The sequence below is a fragment of the Arthrobacter rhizosphaerae genome, from assembly GCF_023062595.1.
GTDB classification, from domain to species: Bacteria; Actinomycetota; Actinomycetes; order Actinomycetales; family Micrococcaceae; genus Arthrobacter; species Arthrobacter rhizosphaerae.
The window spans coordinates 14,048-32,358 of sequence record NZ_JALLAN010000023.1; the positions used below are offsets into that span (position 1 = coordinate 14,048).

The window sequence follows — 18,311 nt, forward strand, 5'->3', positions numbered from 1 at the left end:
GCTCCCACCGAAGGCAGGATTATGGACTCCACCCCGCACAGGCACAGCAGCGTGGAGGCGCACAGATCGGTGGGCGAGCACAGGTCAGCAGTCAGGGATCTGCTGAAACCGCTCACATCATCCGGCCGGACAGAACGCCTCCCCCTCCTCGATGCGCTGGGCCGGGCGCTCGCGGACGACGTCCACGCACCCCTCGACCTGCCGCCGTTCGCTAACTCCCAGATGGATGGCTTTGCCATCCGCAGTGCTGACGTTCCTCCCGGAGGCACTGAACTGCGGGTGGCCGCTCCGGTTCCTGCAGGTGCCGGCGCATCGATCCTGGAGCCCGGAACCGCCGTCCCCATCATGACCGGGGCCATGATGCCCGTGGGGGCCGACGCCGTCGTGCCTATTGAACGGGCAGTTCCCGATTCCTTTCCCGCCCCCGGTGCCGAGGCGCTGGTCCGGTTGCCCGCCACCGCGGCGGGAACTTTTATCCGCGCAGCTGGCAGCGATATCGCTTCAGGCGAGCTGGCGCTTTCTGCAGGAACGCATCTGGGCCCGGGCCAGCTCGGGCTCCTCGCCGGACTGGGGATGGCGGATGTGGAGGTGTACTCACCGGCAAAGGTACTGCTGATCACCACCGGAGACGAAGTAGTGGAACCAGGGCTTCCGCTTGATCCCGGGAAAATCTATGACGCCAACGGCACCCTCCTGGCGGCCTCCATGGAGCAGGCCGGCCTCCACGTGACCCGCACCGGAATCGCCACCGACGACCCGCAGGAACTACAGGCACTGCTGCGCGACCATTCCCAGGGGATGGACCTCATTGTTTCCACCGGAGGCGTCAGCAAGGGCGCCTACGAAGTGGTCCGCCAGGCCATGGAGGATTACGACGTTGAATTTCTCCACGTCGCGATGCAACCCGGCGGTCCGCAGGGGATAGGAACCTTCGACGGCGTGCCCTTCCTCGGCTTTCCCGGGAACCCCGTCAGTTGCCTCGTTTCCTTCGAGATGTTCCTCAGGCCAGTGCTGACCTCCTTGCTGGGGGCTCCGGCCGCGCGCCCGGCGGTCAAGGCCCGCCTGGCGGAGCCGCTCACATCCCCTGAAGGGAAGCACCAGGTCCGCCGCGGCACCTTCCTTGCTGACGGCAGTGTCAGGCTTGAGGGCGGGCCGTCGTCCCACCTGGTCCATGCCCTGGCCCATTCCAATGCCCTGGTACATGTCCCTGCCGGGACCGCGGCGCTCGCTGAGGGCGCAGAAGTGGAAGTATGGATCCTGTGAACGATCAAGACAACGCCGCCGCCCTGACCCATCTGCGAAGTGACGGAACCGCCCAGATGGTCGATGTTTCAGCGAAAGCGGAAACAACCCGCGAGGCAACAGCGACAGCCACAGTGCGCAGCACCGCCGAAGTCCTCTCCCTGCTTGGGTCAGGCGGCCTGCCCAAGGGAGATGCCCTGGCCGTTGCCCGGGTGGCAGGGATCATGGCCGCAAAAAAGACGCCTGAGCTCATTCCGCTGTGCCACCCCTTGCCCATTTCCAAAGTGACAGTGGATTTTGAGCTGGCAGAGGATTCAGTGGTCGTGCTGTCGACCGTCCGGACCCGGGGGGTCACCGGCGTCGAAATGGAAGCCCTTACGGCGGCGTCGGTAGCCGCCCTCAGTGTCTACGACATGATCAAGGCAGTGGACAAGCACGCAGTCCTGACCGACATCAAAGTGCTCGCCAAAAGCGGCGGCAAGAGCGGGGACTGGGCACTGTGAGCACTTCCGAACCACACCGCCACGGAGAGATCACCGGGCGGAAGGCCGGCGTCGTCATCGCCTCAACGAGGGCTGCGGCAGGGATCTACCAGGACGAAACGGGACCGGTCATCATCGATTGGCTGACCGAGCACGGCTTCGAGCCGTTCCCTGCCATGGTGGTTCCGGACGGGGAACCCGTGGGGGCCGCTATCCGCGCGCTGCTGACCCAGCGGCCCGCCGTCGTCATTACCAGCGGAGGCACTGGACTCAACGCTGACGATCTCACCCCCGAGATGACCCTTCCCCTGCTTGATCGTGAAATCCCGGGAATCATGGAGGGCATGCGGCAGGCTGGCCGGGCGAAGACGCCTATGGCCATGTTAAGCCGCGGTTATGCGGGGGCGGCAGGGTCAACGTTCATCGTGAACCTGCCGGGATCGCCGAAAGGTGTCATGGACGGATTGACGGTGCTTGATCCGGTCATCGGGCACCTCTGTGATCAATTGGAGGGAAGCAATGGGCATTGAATCCAGCTTCGAAGTGGTACATGCCGTCTTGAGCGACCAACCCATTTCGGTGGATCAGGCCATCGCCGCTGTCGAATCGGATACGGCCGGCGCCGTGGTCAGCTTCAGCGGAGTCGTTCGGAACCACGACGGCGGCAAGGCGGTTGAGCGTCTCAGCTACAGCGCCCACCCCACGGCACACCAGGTAATGGCCGACGTCGTCGCACAGCTTGTTGCCGAATATTCCGCTGGAGCGGAGGGACCCGTCGTGAGGATCTGGGCCGCCCACCGGGTGGGAACACTGGAAATTGGCGACCCCGCCCTGGTTTGCGCCGTTTCAGCAGCGCATAGAGGCCAGGCGTTCGCCGTGTGCTCGGAATTGGTGGACCGGATCAAGGAACAGGTTCCCATCTGGAAGGAACAGTTTTTCAGTGACGGGACTGTTGAGTGGGTGGGCGCAGGCGCCTGACCCCCGGCGGTAGGGTTAACGCCATGACCGAACAACTCGCAGTCGCCGTCCTGGGCGCGAACGGGCGCATGGGCGCCGAAGCCGTCAAAGCGATCGAAGCCGCGCCGGACCTGTTGCTCGTCGCGGCATTGGGACGCAAGGATTCCCTCGACTCGCTCGTTGACTCAGGTGCCGCTGTTGTAGTGGACCTGACAGTCCCCGAGAGCACCGAGGCAAACGTCCGGTTCGCCGTCGAACACGGTATGCACGCGGTGGTCGGCACCACGGGTTGGAACGGGGAACGCCTTGAAGGCCTCCGCTCCCTCCTGGCTGGCTACCCTGCTGTCGGGGTTCTTATCGCACCAAACTTCGCGCTCGGTTCGGTCCTCGCTTCCGCGTTTGCAGCCAAGGCCTCCAAGTACTTCGAGTCAGTGGAGATTATTGAACTGCACCACCCGGACAAGGTGGACGCGCCGTCGGGTACAGCGTTCCGCACCGCCCAGTTGATCGCCGCCGAGCGCAGCGCCGCCGGTGTCTCTGCAAGTCCCGACGCCACGACCTCGGAGCTCCAAGGGGCCCGCGGATGTGACGTCGATGGCGTGCGGGTCCACAGTGTGCGCCTGCGGGGTCTGGTGGCCCATCAGGAGGTGCTGCTGGGTGGCCCGGGGGAGCAGCTGACATTCCGCCATGATTCGTTCGACCGCGCGTCATTTATGCCCGGCGTGCTGCTGGGCGTTCGCGGTGTCAGCGGCAGGCCCGGCCTCACACTGGGGCTGGACGGCTACCTGGATCTCGGGCTGTAAGCCGCCGTGCCCAACATCCTGGCGAGTTTGAGAAAAAGCCGCACAAAAATCTGGGTGGGTGCTGTCACGCTCCTGCTCGTCTTCTACCTCGTGGTCGCGTTCCAGCGCTCTGTCCTGCTGCTGCTTGATCCCAACCTTGTTGCCAAGGCCATCGGGGCCGGCTATCTGGTCCTTCCAGTCATCGGCGCCTGGGCATTGATCCGGGAGCTGATGTTCGGTGCCCGTACAGAGCAGATGGCCAAGGTCCTGGAAGCCGAGGGCGGGCTTCCGGTGGATAACCTTCCCCGCACCCCTGCCGGCCGGATCATCAGGGAAGCGGCTGACCTCGAGTTCGAGAAGTACCGTGAAGAGGCTGAGGCAGCCCCCGGGGACTGGCGTTCGTGGTTCCGGCTGAGTTGCGCCTATGACGCGGCCGGGGACCGGAAGCGGGCCAGGGCGTCCATGAGGGATGCCGTGAAACTGTTTCGGGGCATGCCCGGCTAGACGTGCCGATGAGCCCGGTCATCGGCACAGATGCGCCGGTGGCGGCCGGACTGGGGCCGGCTACCGGAGTGGCGGTCACGCGACGCGCTGTGGTTACCGGACGCGCTGTGGTTACCGGACCTGTGCCGGTTGGTAGCGGCCTACCTGGTTTGCCGCGTGCGCTACCCATTCAAGCGGCCCGCGCCATTTGAGGATGGCGAAGAGGGTTCCAACCAACACTGCAGTGGCCGCATGGGCGAAGTACATGCCATCCTCGGTCCACCCCTGTGGCAGAGGTTGGCGGTACATGGCGGCAACGACCCACACGTGCGCTGTGTAAAGGGTCAGGGTCATGGCTCCCGCACCCCTCAAAGGGAGGAGAAGGTCCAGGGCAAGCCATTCCCCGAGCCTTCCCAGCAAGAGGCAGGCGCCAACAACTGCTGCCGCCACTGCCGAGGTGTGAATCAGGTCCAGCGTGGTCCCCGAGTGTGGAGCGCTTGATGCGAGCCACCACCACGAACCGGTTTGTTGCACGCCGGACAGATTGACCTGAAGCACACTGTCCAGGGGATAGGAAGGATCCCCGATCAGTGCCTGCAATGCATCCTTGCCGCCCCAGTCATTCATCATCACCACGCCGAACCACTTGGCGACGACGGCAACCCCCGTTCCAACGGCCAGCAGCAGAACGGGGACTGCGGCCTTGGTCAGGGCAAGCCGTCCGATGACCAGGCCGACGAGCAGGTAGCTGAGCCACTGGAAGACCGGGTAATACCCCGTGAACAGCAAATCACCCAGGAGTTGGGCCGGCGTCCCCAGATCCTCCCATTTCGGATTGTGCCCCAGCTTCAGGGGAGGGGAGGCCGAAAGAAGCCAAGGCCTCAGCATGAATGCGACAAGGGGAGAGACCAGGATCCAAGTACCTGCCGTGATGCAAAGACGCTTCACGCTCATCCCCAGGAATGGCAGCACGCACAGGAACAACAATGCGTAGTGGACCAGGATCACAGCGACGTTGACATCGAGGCCACCAAGGAAGAGCCCGACGACGGCAATCACCAAAGCCCTGAGCGCCACACCGCGCCTCGCGGCCCACAGTTGGTCCCGCGCCAGTGGGCGCTCTTTCCCTGTGGACAGGGCAAGCCCGATTCCTGCCAGCACCGCAAACAGGGCAGCAGCCCGGCCCGAGAAGGTCAGGCCAACCCATGTCGGGGTCAGAGCCGCGGTCCGCTCAAAGGTGGGCAGTAAATGGGTGGCCATCATGCCGAGCAGCGCCAGGCCCCGGGCTGCGTCAATACCGGCCAGCCTGCCAGTTGATTGACCGCGCTTGGTGGTCCGGCCGGCTGCAGCGGTGCCACGGGAGGTCATGAGCCGATCGTCTCACATCCCGTCCCCGCAGGTCCGGTTGATACTCCGGGCGCCCAGGAACAGGCACTTGTGTTCGAATATATGTTCGAATAGCATGAACGGCATGAGCAGTCCTATGGAGCCGGTTTTTCCTGAACGCAGCGTTCCTCAACACAGCTTTTCTGAGGGCCGCTTGCCTGAACGCAGCTTGCCTGAACGCGGTTTTCGTGAGGGTGGTCTTCCCGGACGTGAGCCCGATCCGTCAGGAGTCCTGAAAGCCATGAGCCCCGGTGTTGTGGATTTCCTGTTCCGGCGGCTGGTAGCCGGCGAGTCTTCAGAGGATGTCCAGTGGAACGGGGAAGGCGCCGCGCTGGCGGCGCAGCCAGTGGGAGCTGAGCTGGCACGGAGGCTTGCTGAGACTGATGTGGAGGCACTGACCCCCACGGAACTTTTCCACTATGTCCGGGCCGCCCAACGCCTCGCGGCGTGGGCTGAGTCGCTGAAGGAGGAGGCTGTTCAGCGATACTGCGGCGGGCCTGATTCCGGCAAGGGCCTGCCGCTGCCGGAAGGAAGGGATGCCGGTGCCGGCAACAGTGGACGGCGCCGGGGCATTTCGACCTAAACTGGCGCTGTGACTTCCCCCTTGACCGTCTCTGTCATCCAATACCGAGCCCTCTACGGGGGTGTGGCAGCCAACGTGCCCGAACATGTGGCGCTCATTGAGGACGCCGCTTCCCACGGCACGAGGTTTGTCGTTTTTCCGGAGCTCTCGGTTACTGGCTATTCCCTGGCACTGCTCCAAGAGCCGCAGCAGTGGATCACCGATGGTGATCGGCGTCTGGATCCGATCAGAGAGATCTGTCGCCGGACGGGAATCACAGCAGTAATTGGTGCGCCCTGGGCGGAGGAAGACGGTACCCGGCGGCTTGCGGCACTTGGCATCCATCCTGAAGGAACAATTGATCTCGCCTTCAAATCCCGACTCCACGGGCCGGAACTGGAACTGTTCACGGCGGGCGACGGGGTCAGGTTGATCGAGGTGGATGGCTGGAAGGTGGCCCTGGCAATCTGTTACGACGCTGCGCACCCTGACCACGCCGATTCTGCCGCCCAAGCGGGAGCCGATATGTATGCTGTGTCTGCTCTCTACACCGACGTCGAAAGCCACCGGCTCGGTCTGCATCTGGGCGCCCGCGCCATGGACAACAGGATGTTCACGCTGGTAGCCAATCTCGGAGGCATCACGGACCTCGGAAGCTCATGCGGGCTCAGCGGGTTCTGGGGGCCGGACGGACTCCTGATCAAGCAGGCGGCCGGAGTTGGCTCCGAGGTGCTCACCACCACCTTGCGTCACGGCGCGATTGAACGCTACCGCGCCGGATAGCCCGCCTCATCGCTTAGCCGGCGTCATCGGTTGGTCCGCCTCATCGCTTAGCCGGCGTCAGACAGGTCGAGGCCCGGATCTCAGACCGGGATGTCCGCCAGGAAGCGATTTACATCAGAGGAAATTTGCTCCGGATTCTCCCAGAGGAGCACGTGCCCCGCTTCTTCGTAGATCCGAAGACGTGACTGCGGAATCCGTTGGGCCAAGGTTTCCTCATCCTGACGGGACAGCAGATCGTCTCTTCCGCCCCAGAGAATCAGGGTCGGGGCAAGAATTTCTCCAGCCTCCGTCGGTGGAACGGCGTTACCGAGTCCAGCCAGGCTGCTCTTCCAGATCCGGGCGGGCACTTTGCTGCCATCGCGGACCCGGTCCTCAAGGTATTCCTTGGGAACGGGCTGAAACAGCGTGAACCAGGAGAGGGAGTCGCGCACCCAGCTTTCCGGTACAGGATCGGGCAGCTGGTCAACTTCGTCGGCAAAAGGAGCCCTGCCATGGAGGCTAAGTGGGGAGCCAATCAACACAAGTGCTGCGACCCGTTCCGGATGCGAAACGGCAAGCTGCTGGCCGACATACCCTCCGCTGGAGGAGCCGATGACCACGGCCTTGGGCAGAGCAAGCGCGTCCAGAAGAGCGGCAAGATCGTCCGCCACCTCGGGCAGGGAGTAGCCGGTCTCCGTCTTATCGGAATCTCCGTGGCCTCGAAGATCCGGGGCCACCACGCGCCTCCCCGCTAGCAGCGGACGCAGGCGATCAAAGCTGCCCCTGGATTCCGTCCAGGCATGAACAAGGAGCAGAGGAGTGTCAGTCAGGTTCCCAGCGCCGCTGCTGTCGCGTTGACGGTCTTCGATCAGGCACGCCAACGACACCCCGGTTCGCAAGCGTATCGAGCGGACTTCCGGCCTCATCGCCCTAGTCTAGGAGGCTGGCTGCCGGCAAGAGAAGCTCTTCCGGACCCTTCGCAGTGACAAAAGAGTGGACACAAGAGTACTGACTTCTCAACGCGTTTGACGTTCATCACCCCGATGCCGTTGTTCTAACACGCTGCAGACAAGGTAACGTTTTTCCTATGGCTGACTCTGACATTCGCTCGCACCGCTTCGGGACCCTCCTGACCGCTATGGTCACCCCTTTCACTTCCGACGGTGAGGTCGACTATAAGCAGGCCGCAGAGCTCGCCAACAAGCTGGTCGACGACGGCTGCGACGGCCTGGTGGTAACCGGAACCACAGGGGAAACCTCCACCCTCACCGACGCGGAAAACCTCGGAATGTTCCGTGCCGTAAAGGAAGCAGTCGGAGGCCGCGCCGCTATTATTGCCGGCACCGGGACCAACGACACAGCACACTCAGTGCATCTTTCCCAGCAGGCTGCAGCCTTGGGCGTAGACGGCCTCCTGATCGTCACGCCTTACTACAACAAGCCCAGCCAGGGTGGCGTCCGCGCCCACTTCGAGAAAATCGCATCATCTACCGATGTCCCAGTCATGGTCTACGACATCCCGGGCCGGTCCTCCATCCCGATCCAGCCCGAAACCATGATCCGTCTTGCCCAGCACCCGAATATTGTCGCCGTCAAGGACGCCAAAGCAGATTTCGCTGCCGCCACACGGGTTATGGCTGAGACCGACCTCCTCTTCTACTCCGGCGACGACGGACTGACCCTTCCTTGGATGGCCATGGGCGCCGTGGGGCTGGTGGGGGTCACCACCCACGTTGCCACCCGCCGCTTCCGCGAACTGATCGACGCCGTCAACGCCAACGACCTGGGAACTGCGCGCAAGATCCACTTGGAGCTTGAGCCCGTAGTGCGCGCAACAATGACCCGCGTCCAAGGGGCCGTCGCGGCCAAACAAATTCTTAAATGGCAGGGAGTCCTGCCCAACTCGATTGTCCGTTTGCCCCTCGTGGAGCCGGACGAAGCCGAGATCGAAACCATCCGCGAGGATTTGGCGCAAGGAGGGCTGGTCTTTTCCTGACGGATTAGGACCAGCACTCTTCCGCCTGGAAAGAAGTGCATTATGACCCAAGTAGCCCTACCCGGCCTTGTCACGCCTCCGAAACTTCCGCAAGGCACTCTTCGTATTGTCCCGCTGGGAGGACTTGGCGAGATCGGCCGCAACATGGCGGTCTTCGAAATCGACGGCAAGCTCCTCGTTGTCGACTGCGGTGTCCTCTTTCCTGAGGAAACCCAGCCGGGCGTTGACCTGATCCTGCCCGATTTCTCTTACATCGAGGACCGGATGGATGACATCGTCGCTGTCGTCCTCACGCATGGCCACGAGGATCACATCGGTGCGGTTCCCTACCTCCTGCGCCTCCGCAACGACATCCCCCTGATCGGATCGCAACTGACGCTTGCCCTCATCGAGGCGAAGCTGCAGGAACACCGCATCAAGCCCTACACCCTCACTGTCACCGAAGGGCAAGTAGAGAAGTTCGGCCCCTTCGAATGCGAATTCGTGGCCGTGAACCACTCGATCCCCGACGCTTTGGCTGTCTTCATCCGCACGGCCGGCGGCACGGTCCTGCACACGGGCGATTTCAAGATGGATCAGTTGCCCCTGGACGGCCGGATCACCGACCTTCGTCACTTTGCCAAGCTGGGCGAAGAGGGTGTCGACCTGTTCATGTCGGACTCCACCAACGCCGACGTTCCCGGGTTCACCACCGCTGAAAAGGAAATCGGACCCACCCTGGACCGCCTCTTCGGCCAGGCAACGAAACGTATCATTGTCGCCTCGTTCTCATCGCACATCCACCGGGTGCAGCAGGTACTGGACGCTGCGGTCAAACATAACCGCAATGTCGCCTTTGTGGGCCGTTCGATGGTCCGCAATATGGCAATTGCCGCGAAACTTGGCTACCTGGACGTGCCGGACGGCGTCGTCGTCGATATCAAGAACATCGACAACCTTCCCGACAACCGCGTGGTCCTTATGTCCACCGGCTCACAGGGCGAACCGATGGCTGCATTGTCCCGGATGGCCAACGGAGACCACCGGGTAATCGTGGGCGAGGGTGACACCGTTATCCTGGCGTCCAGCCTCATTCCGGGCAACGAGAACGCCGTCTACCGCATCATCAACGGGCTGCTCAAGCTCGGTGCCGACGTAATCCACAAGGGCAACGCCAAGGTCCACGTGTCCGGCCACGCCGCCGCAGGCGAACTCCTTTATTGCTACAACATTCTTGAGCCGCTGAACGCCATGCCGGTGCACGGCGAAACCCGGCACCTGATCGCCAACGGCAAGATCGCCGAGGAATCGGGAGTGCCGGCCGAAAGCATCCTGCTCGCCGACAACGGCACTGTAATCGACCTTAAAGACCATCGGGCCGACGTTGTTGGCCAGGTGGAGGTTGGCTTCGTCTATGTCGACGGTTCCAGTGTCGGTGAGATCACAGACGCCGATCTGAAAGACCGCCGTGTCCTCGGGGACGAAGGCTTCATCTCCATCATCACGGTCATCAACCGGGCAACCGGCAAGGTTGTCTCCGGGCCGGAAATCCATGCCCGCGGCGTTGCCGAGGACGACTCTGTGTTCGATGACATCATTCCGAGGATCAATGCAGCACTGGAAGAAGCAGTGCTCAACCACACAGATCACACAACCCATCAACTCCAGCAGGTTGTCCGCCGCGTGGTCGGGACGTGGGTCAACCGCAAGCTCCGCCGTCGCCCCATGATCATCCCGGTGGTTCTGGAGGCATAGTCTCAGAACACCGTTTCATGCTCCATCAAGTACGAAAAGACCCGGTTCTGAGAACCGGGTCTTTTTCGTATCCTCCGCCTGAGTCCTATACCGGCTCAGTCATATACGGGAGCTCTATCCCTCGCCAACGTGTATCCCACGAGGCACTCCAGTGTCGCGAGGCCATCGGACGAAAGAACCGACTCCAAGTGTCCCTGAATCGAGGCGACTCCAGCGCCTCTCAGGGCCACGACAAAACCGTCCTCTGCCGAGATATCGAGATTGAGCCTTGGGGTGACAAGCTGGTCGCCTTCCGCCACCGGGCTGAAGGTGTTGTAGAAGCCAAGGGCAGCGCCCGTCCCGAACACATTTGTCTGCAGCCGCACCCCCTGACGTGGTGTCGGCAAGGCCTCGACTGGAAGCCCGGCAAGCATCGACAGAATCTGGTGGCTCAGGCAGACAGCCAGCAAAGGCCTGCCGAGATCCAGCCGGGAACGCAGGAGAGCGCGCACCGTCTCGAGCCGGACGTTATCGAGGTCGCGGGGGTCTCCCGGACCAGGACCGAACACCACCAGATCCGGCGTCAAAATGTCTTCCACCGAATCCCAGCGGGCCACAGAAGTCCGCAGCCCCAAGTGGCGCAGCTGGTGGGCAAGCATCTCGGTGAACTGGTCCTCGCAGTCAATGACCAGGGCTGTAGTGCCGGCGAAGGGAGGATGTTGTTCCCATCCTTGGGAGCGGATCCAGAAGCTCGCCAGCTGATGATTCCGCTCCACGAGCGCTTCAGCAACTCCTGGCTGGGCGTTCAGGTTGATTGCCGGCTGCGGTGGAGCCTGCGGGATAAGCCCCAGGGCAGCGAGCATCCCCGACGCCTTTGCGTGCGTCTCCGCCACCTCGCCTTCCGGGGTGGACAACCGAACAAGAGTCGCTCCTGCTGACAAAGTGACAAGTCCATCGCCGTCGAGATGGGCGGTGCGAATAAGGATCGGTGCATCGAGCTCATAGGAAACGGCACCACTGCCATCCGTCCGCGACTCGAAGAACGCCAGGACGCCTGAGTAGTATCCCCGCCCACCCTGTTCATGGCGTTGGATAACGGTGCAGGCGTTTTCCATAGGGGACCCGGTGACTGTCGGGGCGAACATTGTGGCCCGGAGAACGTCCCGGAGGTCCAAATCAGTACGCCCCTCGAGCAAATACTCCGTATGGCTGAGCCTGGACATTTGCTTCAGGTACGGGCCCAGAATGCGGCCACCCGTCGGGCAAATGCTGCTCATCATCTTCATTTCCTCGTCCACCACCATAAAGAGTTCGTCGCTCTCTTTGACGTCGGACAGGAACTTCAGGACGCCTTCAGGCGTCGGGCCCTCGGCCGGGTGCCGGAACGTTCCTGAAATCGGATTCATCGTCACCAGGCCGTCCCTGACGGAGACGTGCCGCTCGGGGGTTGCCCCTACCAGGGAATGGCCGGGGGAGTGGACGGCGAAGGTCCAGTACGCGCCCTGCTCTGACAGGAGCAGCGTACGCATCCAGGCGAGCACGGCTGTTGCAGGCGAGACGGAGGTGGAGCCCCGGAACGATCGGCGGATGACGAAGTTGGCGCCTTCGCCTCGCCCGATTTCCTCGCTCACAACACGGCGCACTATCTCTGCATAGTCCTCGTCTGTGGTGTCGAATCCCAAAGAGCCGATGGGTACCTCAACCTCGGGAAGAGCTGCCAGGGCATCATCCAGGGTCACGGTGTCGCGCTCTTTCACCAGGAGGCAGCGGAGCGGGGCGCCGTCGTCTGTGGCGGCAAATCCGCGCTCCCTAACCTGGCGAAAGGGCACAAGCGCCAGGACATCACACCCGCTCCGACTCCCGTCGAGCGGGATGTCTGCCAGCTTTTCCACATCGACGATCTCGCCGGTAAGGACGTCGACGAGGTCAGACTCGTGGCGCCGGATGACAGCGAAAGGGGTTGAAGCATCGGCGGAGGATTCGACGAGGCGGGAGAGGAGCGAGGTCATTGGCAGTCCCTGAAATTGAGTCCACCTCACCGACCGGTGCCGCAAAAAAACGACCGCCTGGCGAGGCGGTCGTGAGCGTAATGGTGCGCGCGTCTGTCCGCCTAGGAGGCGGACCACCAAGAGGAGCAGGTCGAGAAGCGCATGGGCTGATTGTAGGTGGCAGGATCGGATCCATGCAAGCTCGGGCCGCCGGGCAACATGGATCAGCCGGGCCCGGAAATCCGCGGAATTCCGGCCTGCCTCAGGTAGCGTGGCAGCTATGGCGACACGTACTTCCTCCACGCCTAGAGGAAACTCCCGCAGCAAATCAGGCACCGCCTCCGGCCGGGGCACAGGCTCCTCCGCGCCCAAAACCGCCCGGTCCACCAGCGGCACCGCTGCCCGAACCCGGCAGATGCCCGCCGTCGTTCCCCACCAGCCGTGGCCCATGCGGATGCTGTCCGGTGCCTGGTTGGGGATCGGCCACCTCATTGGCGGCGGTGTTCGCCGCATAGGCCATGACGTCAGCGATCTGGCACCGGAGGACCGCAGGGACGGAGCGGGGCTCTTCAACTTTGCTCTCGCCGTCTTCATCGCAACGTTCGCCTGGTGGGGGATGAAGGGCTGGTTCCCCGATGCCGTCTATGCCGTGGTCAACGGGACCTTTGGCTGGATGTCACTGCTGCTTCCGCTAATGCTGCTGGTTTGCGCCGTCCGTCTGTTCCGGCAGCCGGCAGACAGCCGCGGTAACAACCGGATCGGCATCGGCTTCCTGATCATGACCTTCGCCGGGTCGGCTCTGGCGCACATCATAGGTGGCCAGCCGACCGTGTCGGATGGCTTCGAGGGCCTCCGGCAAGCAGGCGGAATGCTGGGATTCCTGGCGGCGTCCCCCTTGGCCGCTATTCACGTCGCCGTGCCGCTGATGGTCTATGGACTGCTCGCATTCACGTCCCTGCTTGTTGTCACGGCAACTCCCTTCGGAGCCATTCCACGCCGGCTCAAGGGCGCTTATGAACATCTCATGGGCATTGATCTCCAAGAGCCCGGGGATCACGCGAACGGTCATGACCGCAGCTACCTGTACGGCGATTCGGCGGCGGAATCACCCAAGAAGAAAAAGCGCATGCGGCTCTTCGGCAAAGACCAGGACACCGACGCCGGTCTGGAAGGCTACGTCGGGGACGAAGCCTTTGAGACTCCGGTCATCGACGACGACGAGCCCGGCTCCAAGGGTGACAAGCGGTCCGCGGCGGCCGCGCCCGGGGTCCGGCGACCCACCCAAGCCGAAATCGCCATCGAAAAGATCAAGGCGGCCCAGGGTCTTGGCTCCCGGACTGACATGGCCGGGGAGAACGCCACCGAGGCCATTCCCCTCGTGACACCCGGCATGGTGGCCGCTGGATCCCTTAACGCGGCCCCGTCGAAGCCGTCAGGTGTTCCGGTGAACCCCGTACCCGCGAATCCTGTGGCCCCCGCCCCGCCGCCGACGCCCATCCCGCAGCGTACGGAGCAGCTTTCGCTGGCCGGGGATGTCACCTATACCCTGCCGTCGTCGGATGTCCTGACGCCCGGATCCATTCCCAAGGAGCGCACTGAAGCCAACGACGCCATCGTGGCCTCGCTGACCGAAACGCTCAACCAGTTCAATGTGGAGGCGCAGGTCACCGGCTTCAGCCGCGGACCCACTGTGACGCGTTACGAGATTGAGTTGTCACCTGGCACTAAGGTGGAGCGCGTTACTGCCCTGTCCAAGAACATCTCCTACGCTGTGGCCAGCTCGGATGTGCGCATCCTGAGCCCGATTCCCGGCAAATCGGCGATCGGCATCGAGATCCCCAACACCGACCGCGAGACGGTGTCGCTTGGTGATGTGCTCCGCAGCCAGAATGCCCGTCGTACGGACCACCCCATGGTGATGGGGGTTGGCAAGGACGTCGAAGGCGGCTACGTTGTCGCGAACCTCGCGAAGATGCCTCACCTCCTCGTCGCCGGTGCCACCGGCGCGGGTAAGTCTTCCTTCGTCAACTCCATGATCACCTCAATCCTGATGCGGGCCACCCCGGACGAGGTGCGGATGGTCATGGTGGACCCCAAGCGCGTGGAGCTCACCGCCTACGAGGGCGTACCCCACCTGATCACACCCATCATCACCAATCCGAAGAAGGCGGCGGAAGCCCTGCAGTGGGTGGTCCGCGAGATGGACGCCCGGTACGACGACCTCGCCAACTACGGCTTCAAGCACATTGACGACTTCAACAAAGCAGTCCGTGCCGGGAAGGTCCACCCGCCCGTCGACTCCAAGCGTGTCATCCGCCCGTATCCGTATCTGCTGGTGATCGTAGACGAACTCGCCGACCTCATGATGGTGGCTCCCCGCGATGTGGAAGATTCCATCGTCCGCATCACGCAGCTTGCCCGTGCCGCGGGAATCCACCTGGTGCTGGCCACCCAGCGCCCGTCCGTGGACGTTGTCACCGGCCTGATCAAAGCCAACGTGCCATCCCGAATGGCCTTTGCCACCTCCTCCGTCACTGACTCCCGCGTGGTCCTCGACCAGCCGGGGGCCGAGAAGCTCATTGGTCAGGGTGACGCCCTCTTCCTGCCGATGGGCGCCTCCAAGGCCATGCGCGTACAGGGTGCTTGGGTGACCGAATCGGAAATCCACAAAGTTGTTGAGCACGTCAAGGGCCAGCTCCAGGCAACCTACCGGGACGACGTCGCCGCCGAGGCCCCCAAGAAGCAGATCGACGACGACATCGGCGATGACCTCGAGGTGCTGCTGCAGGCCACGGAGCTCGTGGTGACCACCCAATTCGGTTCCACCTCAATGCTCCAGCGCAAACTCAGGGTGGGGTTTGCGAAGGCGGGCCGCCTGATGGACCTGCTGGAGTCCCGCGGTGTGGTGGGTCCGTCGGAGGGATCGAAGGCACGCGATGTCCTGGTCAAGCCTGACGACCTCGCGCCGGTATTGGCAGCAATGAAGGGACAGGAAGCGCCGGCCACCCCTGACTCGCACACGGCAGCCCTGAGTGACAACGCCAATGCCAACATCGCCCAGGGCGGTTATGCAGAAGACCTCGTCGCTTCAGACCTGGAGAACCGCAAGCAGAACGTTGAGTATTACGACGGCGCCGACGGCACCCCGGACGACGAAGATGGCTCCGAGGACGCCTGGTCGCTCACCGGACGGTAGCCTAGGAAGGTGACTAGCACCGAGGCCCACAGCACCGGTTCCTCCTCGGGAATCTGGAATCTGCCGAACATCCTGACCATGCTCCGGATTGTGTTGGTGCCATTCTTCGTGTGGTTCCTTGCCGCCGATAACAGCAGCCACGGCTTCTGGCGTTGGGCGGCCGTGGTGGCGTTCGCCGTCGCGATTTACACCGACAAGCTCGACGGCGACATCGCCCGCAGCCGCGGCCTCGTAACCGACTTCGGAAAAATTGCCGATCCCATCGCGGATAAATTGCTCATCGGATCAGCGTTGGTGATGCTGTCAATCCTGAACGAACTGCCATGGTGGATCACCATACTGATTCTTGTCCGCGAGTGGGGCATCACAGCCCTCCGGTTCTTCGTCATCCGCTACGGTGTGATTCCGGCCTCGCGTGGCGGGAAGCTGAAAACCGTAGTACAGACCCTGGCGATCTTCCTCTACGTCATTCCGCTGGCAGCCCTGGCGCCATGGCTGGGAGTCCTTGCTCTCGGAGTCATGCTTGTTGCGGTCGCGATCACTGTATGGACAGGCGTGCAGTATGTCGTGGAAGCGCTTAAACTGCGGGCACAGGGCCTGCCTTCCAAACGGCGGCCGGACGGGAGCGCGTCATGAGCAACCTTCACAGAAGTGCGGAAGCCGCAGTCACGAAGGCCCGGGAACACGGCATCACCGTGGCGACCGGTGAATCCATCACTGCCGGCATGATCGCAGCGGTTTTGGCCGATACCCCCGGGGCCTCAGCCATGCTGCAAGGGGGCGTGGTGGCCTACCAGAACGAGGTCAAGAGCGCTGTTCTTGGCGTATCGTCGGAACTCCTGGCGGAAGTCGGTTCAGTGGATGGCAGGGTTGCGGAAGCCATGGCAGCAGGTGTCCGGACCCTCTGCGGCGCCGATATCGGAGTATCAAGTACCGGCGTCGCCGGCCCCGAACCGCATGATGGTCAAGCGGTTGGCAGGGTGTTCATAGGCATCGCCACTGCGGCAGGATCTTTTGCGTCATCCTATGACTTCCAAGGGAACCGGGCGGAGATCCGTGGGCAGGCGTGTGCGGCGGCCCTGGAACAGTTGCTGAAAGCGCTTCCTTCCTAAAGCTACCGGGCGTAAAGTAGCCGGGAACAAAAATTGAATCCCAATAGTTGTTACATTGTGTCGCTTCCGGATCGCGGAGGCGCCTAGGATAAAAAGACCACACTGGTTCCCCTGAATGGTGAACCTGAAGTATGAGGGAGCAAGGCGATACAGATGGTAAAGCAGCCCGTATCCGTAAACGGCGTTGTCCGCTGGAAGGATGTGGGCCTCGCCGATCAGGCTAAGAGCGAACAGAAGGAGCGCAAGATGGTTGTTCTTCGTCACGAAATTGGTGATGTCCTTCGCGATGTCCGCCAGCGCCAAGGCCGTACCCTCCGCGAAGTCTCACACAGTGCCCGGGTTTCGCTCGGCTACTTGAGCGAAGTGGAACGCGGCCAGAAGGAAGCCTCTTCGGAGCTGCTTTCATCGATCTGCTCGGCCCTGGATGTTCCCTTGTCCGGCATGCTCCGCGAGGTCAGCGACCGCGTGGCCATTGCTGAGGGAGTGGCAGTTCCGGACACCGTCCCGCAGGAGTTCTCCCAGCGCTATGGCCGTGACCTCGAGCGCGAGCTGAACACAGACCTTAACGACGAACTCACTACGGGCCTCCTGTCAGGCGCCCGCTGATCCGTTCCGGACTGAGCTGTGACCCGGATCTTGAGATTGCCCGACTGACTTCGAGACCTCATGACTTCAAATCGACTGCTTGACTAAACGAAGGGCCCGCCGCAGTTGCGTCGGGCCCTTCGTTTTTGTGTTGTGCTCCGCGTTCTCTGCGCCGGATCTGCGCTACTGCACATGATCCCTTTTTGATTCGTCCTTGGGGAAGCCATCCCGCTCGTACGTAGTGTTCAGCTTTGCAATGTACCGGGCCAGAGTCTGAAGCTCCGAGACCGGCCATTCCCCCAACCGTTCCCGGAACACCTGATTGCGGGCGTCCTGGACCTGATGCATCTTCTCCTCGCCACGGGGAGTGAGCCGAATGGATTGTGCGCGGCCGTCCACAGGATCGGCTTCCTTGAAAATCAGGCCAATGCTCTCGAGAAAGGCAATCTGCCGGCTCACGGAGGGTTTCCCAACGCCAACGCAGGACGCCAGATCGGTCAGGCGCATGGGTCCTTCCCTCCGGATGATGGTCAGAAGGCCGTACGCTGCAGGCTCCATATCGGGGTGGACCTGCCGGGAGAGCTGCTGCGAGACCGAGCGTGCCCTTCGCCAGAAAAGGCTCAATTGCTGTTCCACGGACTGCAGGGCAGCGTCGACGTCGTCGGCGCCCGCAAAATCCTCGGGCGAACCTGGGCTGTCAACTGGGTTGCTCATGGCAACAATTCTAGAGTCAGCGTCCGTGAGAGACTCTATTGGTGCGGATTAGCGAATTTTGGCGGCTCATGGACGATGAATTTGGCGCCGGCTACTCGCGGGTTCTGAGCAGTTCATTGGTGCTGGCTGCTGTTGGTGGACGAACGGCGGACCAGGCCTTGGCTGCTGGCGTCAGCCCACGTGCCGTATGGCTCGCCATCTGCGAGCTGCAGGATGTTCCCCAGGAGCGACGCCTCGGCAGGGACATCAGCCCGCGTCGCGATTAGCGCCGGCTGACACGCCGGTCACTTGTTCGAATATCTGTTCGGGTAGGACTATGCTTTTTTGAGAGTGTTATCCACATAAGCAAGG

19 protein-coding genes are annotated in these 18,311 nt (G+C 62.6%); 15 read left to right on the forward strand and 4 right to left on the reverse strand.

Features of this window, described 5'->3' with window-relative positions:
• The first annotated feature begins 21 nt into the window (after positions 1-21).
• Genes MU551_RS21775 through MU551_RS21800 form a run of 6 tightly spaced genes read left to right on the forward strand, consistent with a single transcriptional unit; the run spans position 22 to position 3,967 of the window.
• Positions 22-1,263: a molybdopterin molybdotransferase MoeA gene (locus tag MU551_RS21775; RefSeq protein WP_247048652.1), complete on the forward strand. Its 1,242-nt coding sequence runs from the start codon at positions 22-24 to the stop codon at positions 1,261-1,263.
• On the forward strand, positions 1,251-1,745 hold the full coding sequence (gene moaC / locus MU551_RS21780; protein ID WP_247048653.1) for a cyclic pyranopterin monophosphate synthase MoaC: 495 nt from the start codon (positions 1,251-1,253) through the stop codon (positions 1,743-1,745). Before MU551_RS21775 ends, moaC begins: the two co-directional genes overlap by 13 nt.
• Entirely contained in the window at positions 1,742-2,254 is a 513-nt protein-coding gene (locus MU551_RS21785; RefSeq protein WP_247048654.1) for a MogA/MoaB family molybdenum cofactor biosynthesis protein, read from the forward strand. The genes moaC and MU551_RS21785 overlap by 4 nt, the downstream gene beginning before the upstream one ends.
• The gene (locus MU551_RS21790) at positions 2,244-2,702 is read left to right on the forward strand and encodes a molybdenum cofactor biosynthesis protein MoaE (RefSeq protein WP_247048655.1); all 459 of its coding nucleotides are present in this window, start codon (positions 2,244-2,246) and stop codon (positions 2,700-2,702) included. The genes MU551_RS21785 and MU551_RS21790 overlap by 11 nt, the downstream gene beginning before the upstream one ends.
• 23 nt (positions 2,703-2,725) lie before the next feature.
• Entirely contained in the window at positions 2,726-3,484 is a 759-nt protein-coding gene (dapB, locus tag MU551_RS21795; RefSeq protein ID WP_247048656.1) for a 4-hydroxy-tetrahydrodipicolinate reductase, read from the forward strand.
• A 6-nt stretch (positions 3,485-3,490) separates the two neighbouring features.
• Complete coding sequence (locus MU551_RS21800) at positions 3,491-3,967, forward strand: hypothetical protein (protein ID WP_247048657.1); 477 nt, start codon at positions 3,491-3,493, stop codon at positions 3,965-3,967.
• A 111-nt stretch (positions 3,968-4,078) separates the two neighbouring features.
• Here the strand turns inward: MU551_RS21800 and MU551_RS21805 are convergent, their stop codons facing one another.
• The gene (locus MU551_RS21805) at positions 4,079-5,314 is read right to left on the reverse strand and encodes a heparan-alpha-glucosaminide N-acetyltransferase domain-containing protein (protein WP_247048658.1); all 1,236 of its coding nucleotides are present in this window, start codon (positions 5,312-5,314) and stop codon (positions 4,079-4,081) included.
• Positions 5,315-5,417: 103 nt separating this feature from the next.
• Between MU551_RS21805 and MU551_RS21810 the strand changes: the two genes are divergently transcribed.
• Positions 5,418-5,915: a hypothetical protein gene (locus MU551_RS21810; RefSeq protein WP_247048659.1), complete on the forward strand. Its 498-nt coding sequence runs from the start codon at positions 5,418-5,420 to the stop codon at positions 5,913-5,915.
• A gap of 9 nt (positions 5,916-5,924) precedes the next feature.
• A complete protein-coding gene (locus tag MU551_RS21815; protein WP_247048660.1) occupies positions 5,925-6,677 on the forward strand; it encodes a carbon-nitrogen hydrolase family protein in 753 nt (250 codons plus the stop codon).
• An 80-nt stretch (positions 6,678-6,757) separates the two neighbouring features.
• On the opposite strand, the gene MU551_RS21820 is transcribed toward MU551_RS21815, so the two are convergent.
• Entirely contained in the window at positions 6,758-7,582 is an 825-nt protein-coding gene (locus MU551_RS21820; protein WP_247048661.1) for an alpha/beta fold hydrolase, read from the reverse strand.
• 161 nt (positions 7,583-7,743) lie between these two features.
• On the opposite strand from MU551_RS21820, the gene dapA reads away from it, so the two are divergent.
• Together dapA and MU551_RS21830 are read left to right on the forward strand one after the other, a co-directional pair.
• The gene (gene dapA, locus MU551_RS21825; RefSeq protein ID WP_247048662.1) at positions 7,744-8,652 is read left to right on the forward strand and encodes a 4-hydroxy-tetrahydrodipicolinate synthase; all 909 of its coding nucleotides are present in this window, start codon (positions 7,744-7,746) and stop codon (positions 8,650-8,652) included.
• Between the two features lie 42 nt (positions 8,653-8,694).
• Complete coding sequence (locus MU551_RS21830; RefSeq protein ID WP_247048663.1) at positions 8,695-10,386, forward strand: ribonuclease J; 1,692 nt, start codon at positions 8,695-8,697, stop codon at positions 10,384-10,386.
• A gap of 95 nt (positions 10,387-10,481) precedes the next feature.
• Here MU551_RS21830 and MU551_RS21835 read toward each other — a convergent pair whose 3' ends face one another.
• Positions 10,482-12,374 (reverse strand): anthranilate synthase family protein, encoded by a 1,893-nt coding sequence (locus MU551_RS21835; protein ID WP_247048664.1) that lies wholly within the window; start codon positions 12,372-12,374, stop codon positions 10,482-10,484.
• 259 nt (positions 12,375-12,633) lie between these two features.
• Here MU551_RS21835 and MU551_RS21840 point away from each other — a divergent pair, with 259 nt between their 5' ends.
• The 4 genes from MU551_RS21840 (at position 12,634) to MU551_RS21855 (ending at position 17,267) form a co-directional block, all read left to right on the forward strand.
• On the forward strand, positions 12,634-15,549 hold the full coding sequence (locus tag MU551_RS21840) for a DNA translocase FtsK (RefSeq protein ID WP_247048665.1): 2,916 nt from the start codon (positions 12,634-12,636) through the stop codon (positions 15,547-15,549).
• Positions 15,550-15,558: 9 nt separating this feature from the next.
• On the forward strand, positions 15,559-16,185 hold the full coding sequence (gene pgsA / locus MU551_RS21845; RefSeq protein ID WP_247048666.1) for a CDP-diacylglycerol--glycerol-3-phosphate 3-phosphatidyltransferase: 627 nt from the start codon (positions 15,559-15,561) through the stop codon (positions 16,183-16,185).
• Complete coding sequence (locus tag MU551_RS21850; protein ID WP_247048667.1) at positions 16,182-16,661, forward strand: CinA family protein; 480 nt, start codon at positions 16,182-16,184, stop codon at positions 16,659-16,661. The genes pgsA and MU551_RS21850 overlap by 4 nt, the downstream gene beginning before the upstream one ends.
• Positions 16,662-16,814: 153 nt before the next feature.
• Entirely contained in the window at positions 16,815-17,267 is a 453-nt protein-coding gene (locus MU551_RS21855; RefSeq protein ID WP_247048668.1) for a helix-turn-helix domain-containing protein, read from the forward strand.
• 162 nt (positions 17,268-17,429) lie between these two features.
• On the opposite strand, the gene MU551_RS21860 is transcribed toward MU551_RS21855, so the two are convergent.
• Positions 17,430-17,960: a MarR family winged helix-turn-helix transcriptional regulator gene (locus MU551_RS21860; RefSeq protein WP_247048669.1), complete on the reverse strand. Its 531-nt coding sequence runs from the start codon at positions 17,958-17,960 to the stop codon at positions 17,430-17,432.
• Between the two features lie 41 nt (positions 17,961-18,001).
• On the opposite strand from MU551_RS21860, the gene MU551_RS21865 reads away from it, so the two are divergent.
• Entirely contained in the window at positions 18,002-18,226 is a 225-nt protein-coding gene (locus tag MU551_RS21865; RefSeq protein ID WP_247048670.1) for a DUF3046 domain-containing protein, read from the forward strand.
• Positions 18,227-18,311: the final 85 nt, after the last annotated feature.

Excerpts from the sequence above, each read along its gene's own strand:
- MU551_RS21850 (WP_247048667.1), top strand. The coding sequence starts at position 16,182 with ATGAGCAACCTTCACAGAAGTGCGGAAGCCGCAGTCACGAAGGCCCGG.
- dapB (WP_247048656.1), top strand. The coding sequence starts at position 2,726 with ATGACCGAACAACTCGCAGTCGCCGTCCTGGGCGCGAACGGGCGCATG.
- MU551_RS21830 (WP_247048663.1), top strand. The coding sequence starts at position 8,695 with ATGACCCAAGTAGCCCTACCCGGCCTTGTCACGCCTCCGAAACTTCCG.
- MU551_RS21840 (WP_247048665.1), top strand. The coding sequence starts at position 12,634 with ATGGCGACACGTACTTCCTCCACGCCTAGAGGAAACTCCCGCAGCAAA.
- dapA (WP_247048662.1), top strand. The coding sequence starts at position 7,744 with ATGGCTGACTCTGACATTCGCTCGCACCGCTTCGGGACCCTCCTGACC.
- MU551_RS21820 (WP_247048661.1), bottom strand. The coding sequence starts at position 7,582 with ATGAGGCCGGAAGTCCGCTCGATACGCTTGCGAACCGGGGTGTCGTTG.
- MU551_RS21860 (WP_247048669.1), bottom strand. The coding sequence starts at position 17,960 with ATGAGCAACCCAGTTGACAGCCCAGGTTCGCCCGAGGATTTTGCGGGC.
- MU551_RS21835 (WP_247048664.1), bottom strand. The coding sequence starts at position 12,374 with ATGACCTCGCTCCTCTCCCGCCTCGTCGAATCCTCCGCCGATGCTTCA.
- MU551_RS21775 (WP_247048652.1), top strand. The coding sequence starts at position 22 with ATGGACTCCACCCCGCACAGGCACAGCAGCGTGGAGGCGCACAGATCG.
- MU551_RS21790 (WP_247048655.1), top strand. The coding sequence starts at position 2,244 with ATGGGCATTGAATCCAGCTTCGAAGTGGTACATGCCGTCTTGAGCGAC.
- MU551_RS21805 (WP_247048658.1), bottom strand. The coding sequence starts at position 5,314 with ATGACCTCCCGTGGCACCGCTGCAGCCGGCCGGACCACCAAGCGCGGT.
- moaC (WP_247048653.1), top strand. The coding sequence starts at position 1,251 with ATGGATCCTGTGAACGATCAAGACAACGCCGCCGCCCTGACCCATCTG.
- MU551_RS21810 (WP_247048659.1), top strand. The coding sequence starts at position 5,418 with ATGAGCAGTCCTATGGAGCCGGTTTTTCCTGAACGCAGCGTTCCTCAA.
- MU551_RS21855 (WP_247048668.1), top strand. The coding sequence starts at position 16,815 with ATGGTAAAGCAGCCCGTATCCGTAAACGGCGTTGTCCGCTGGAAGGAT.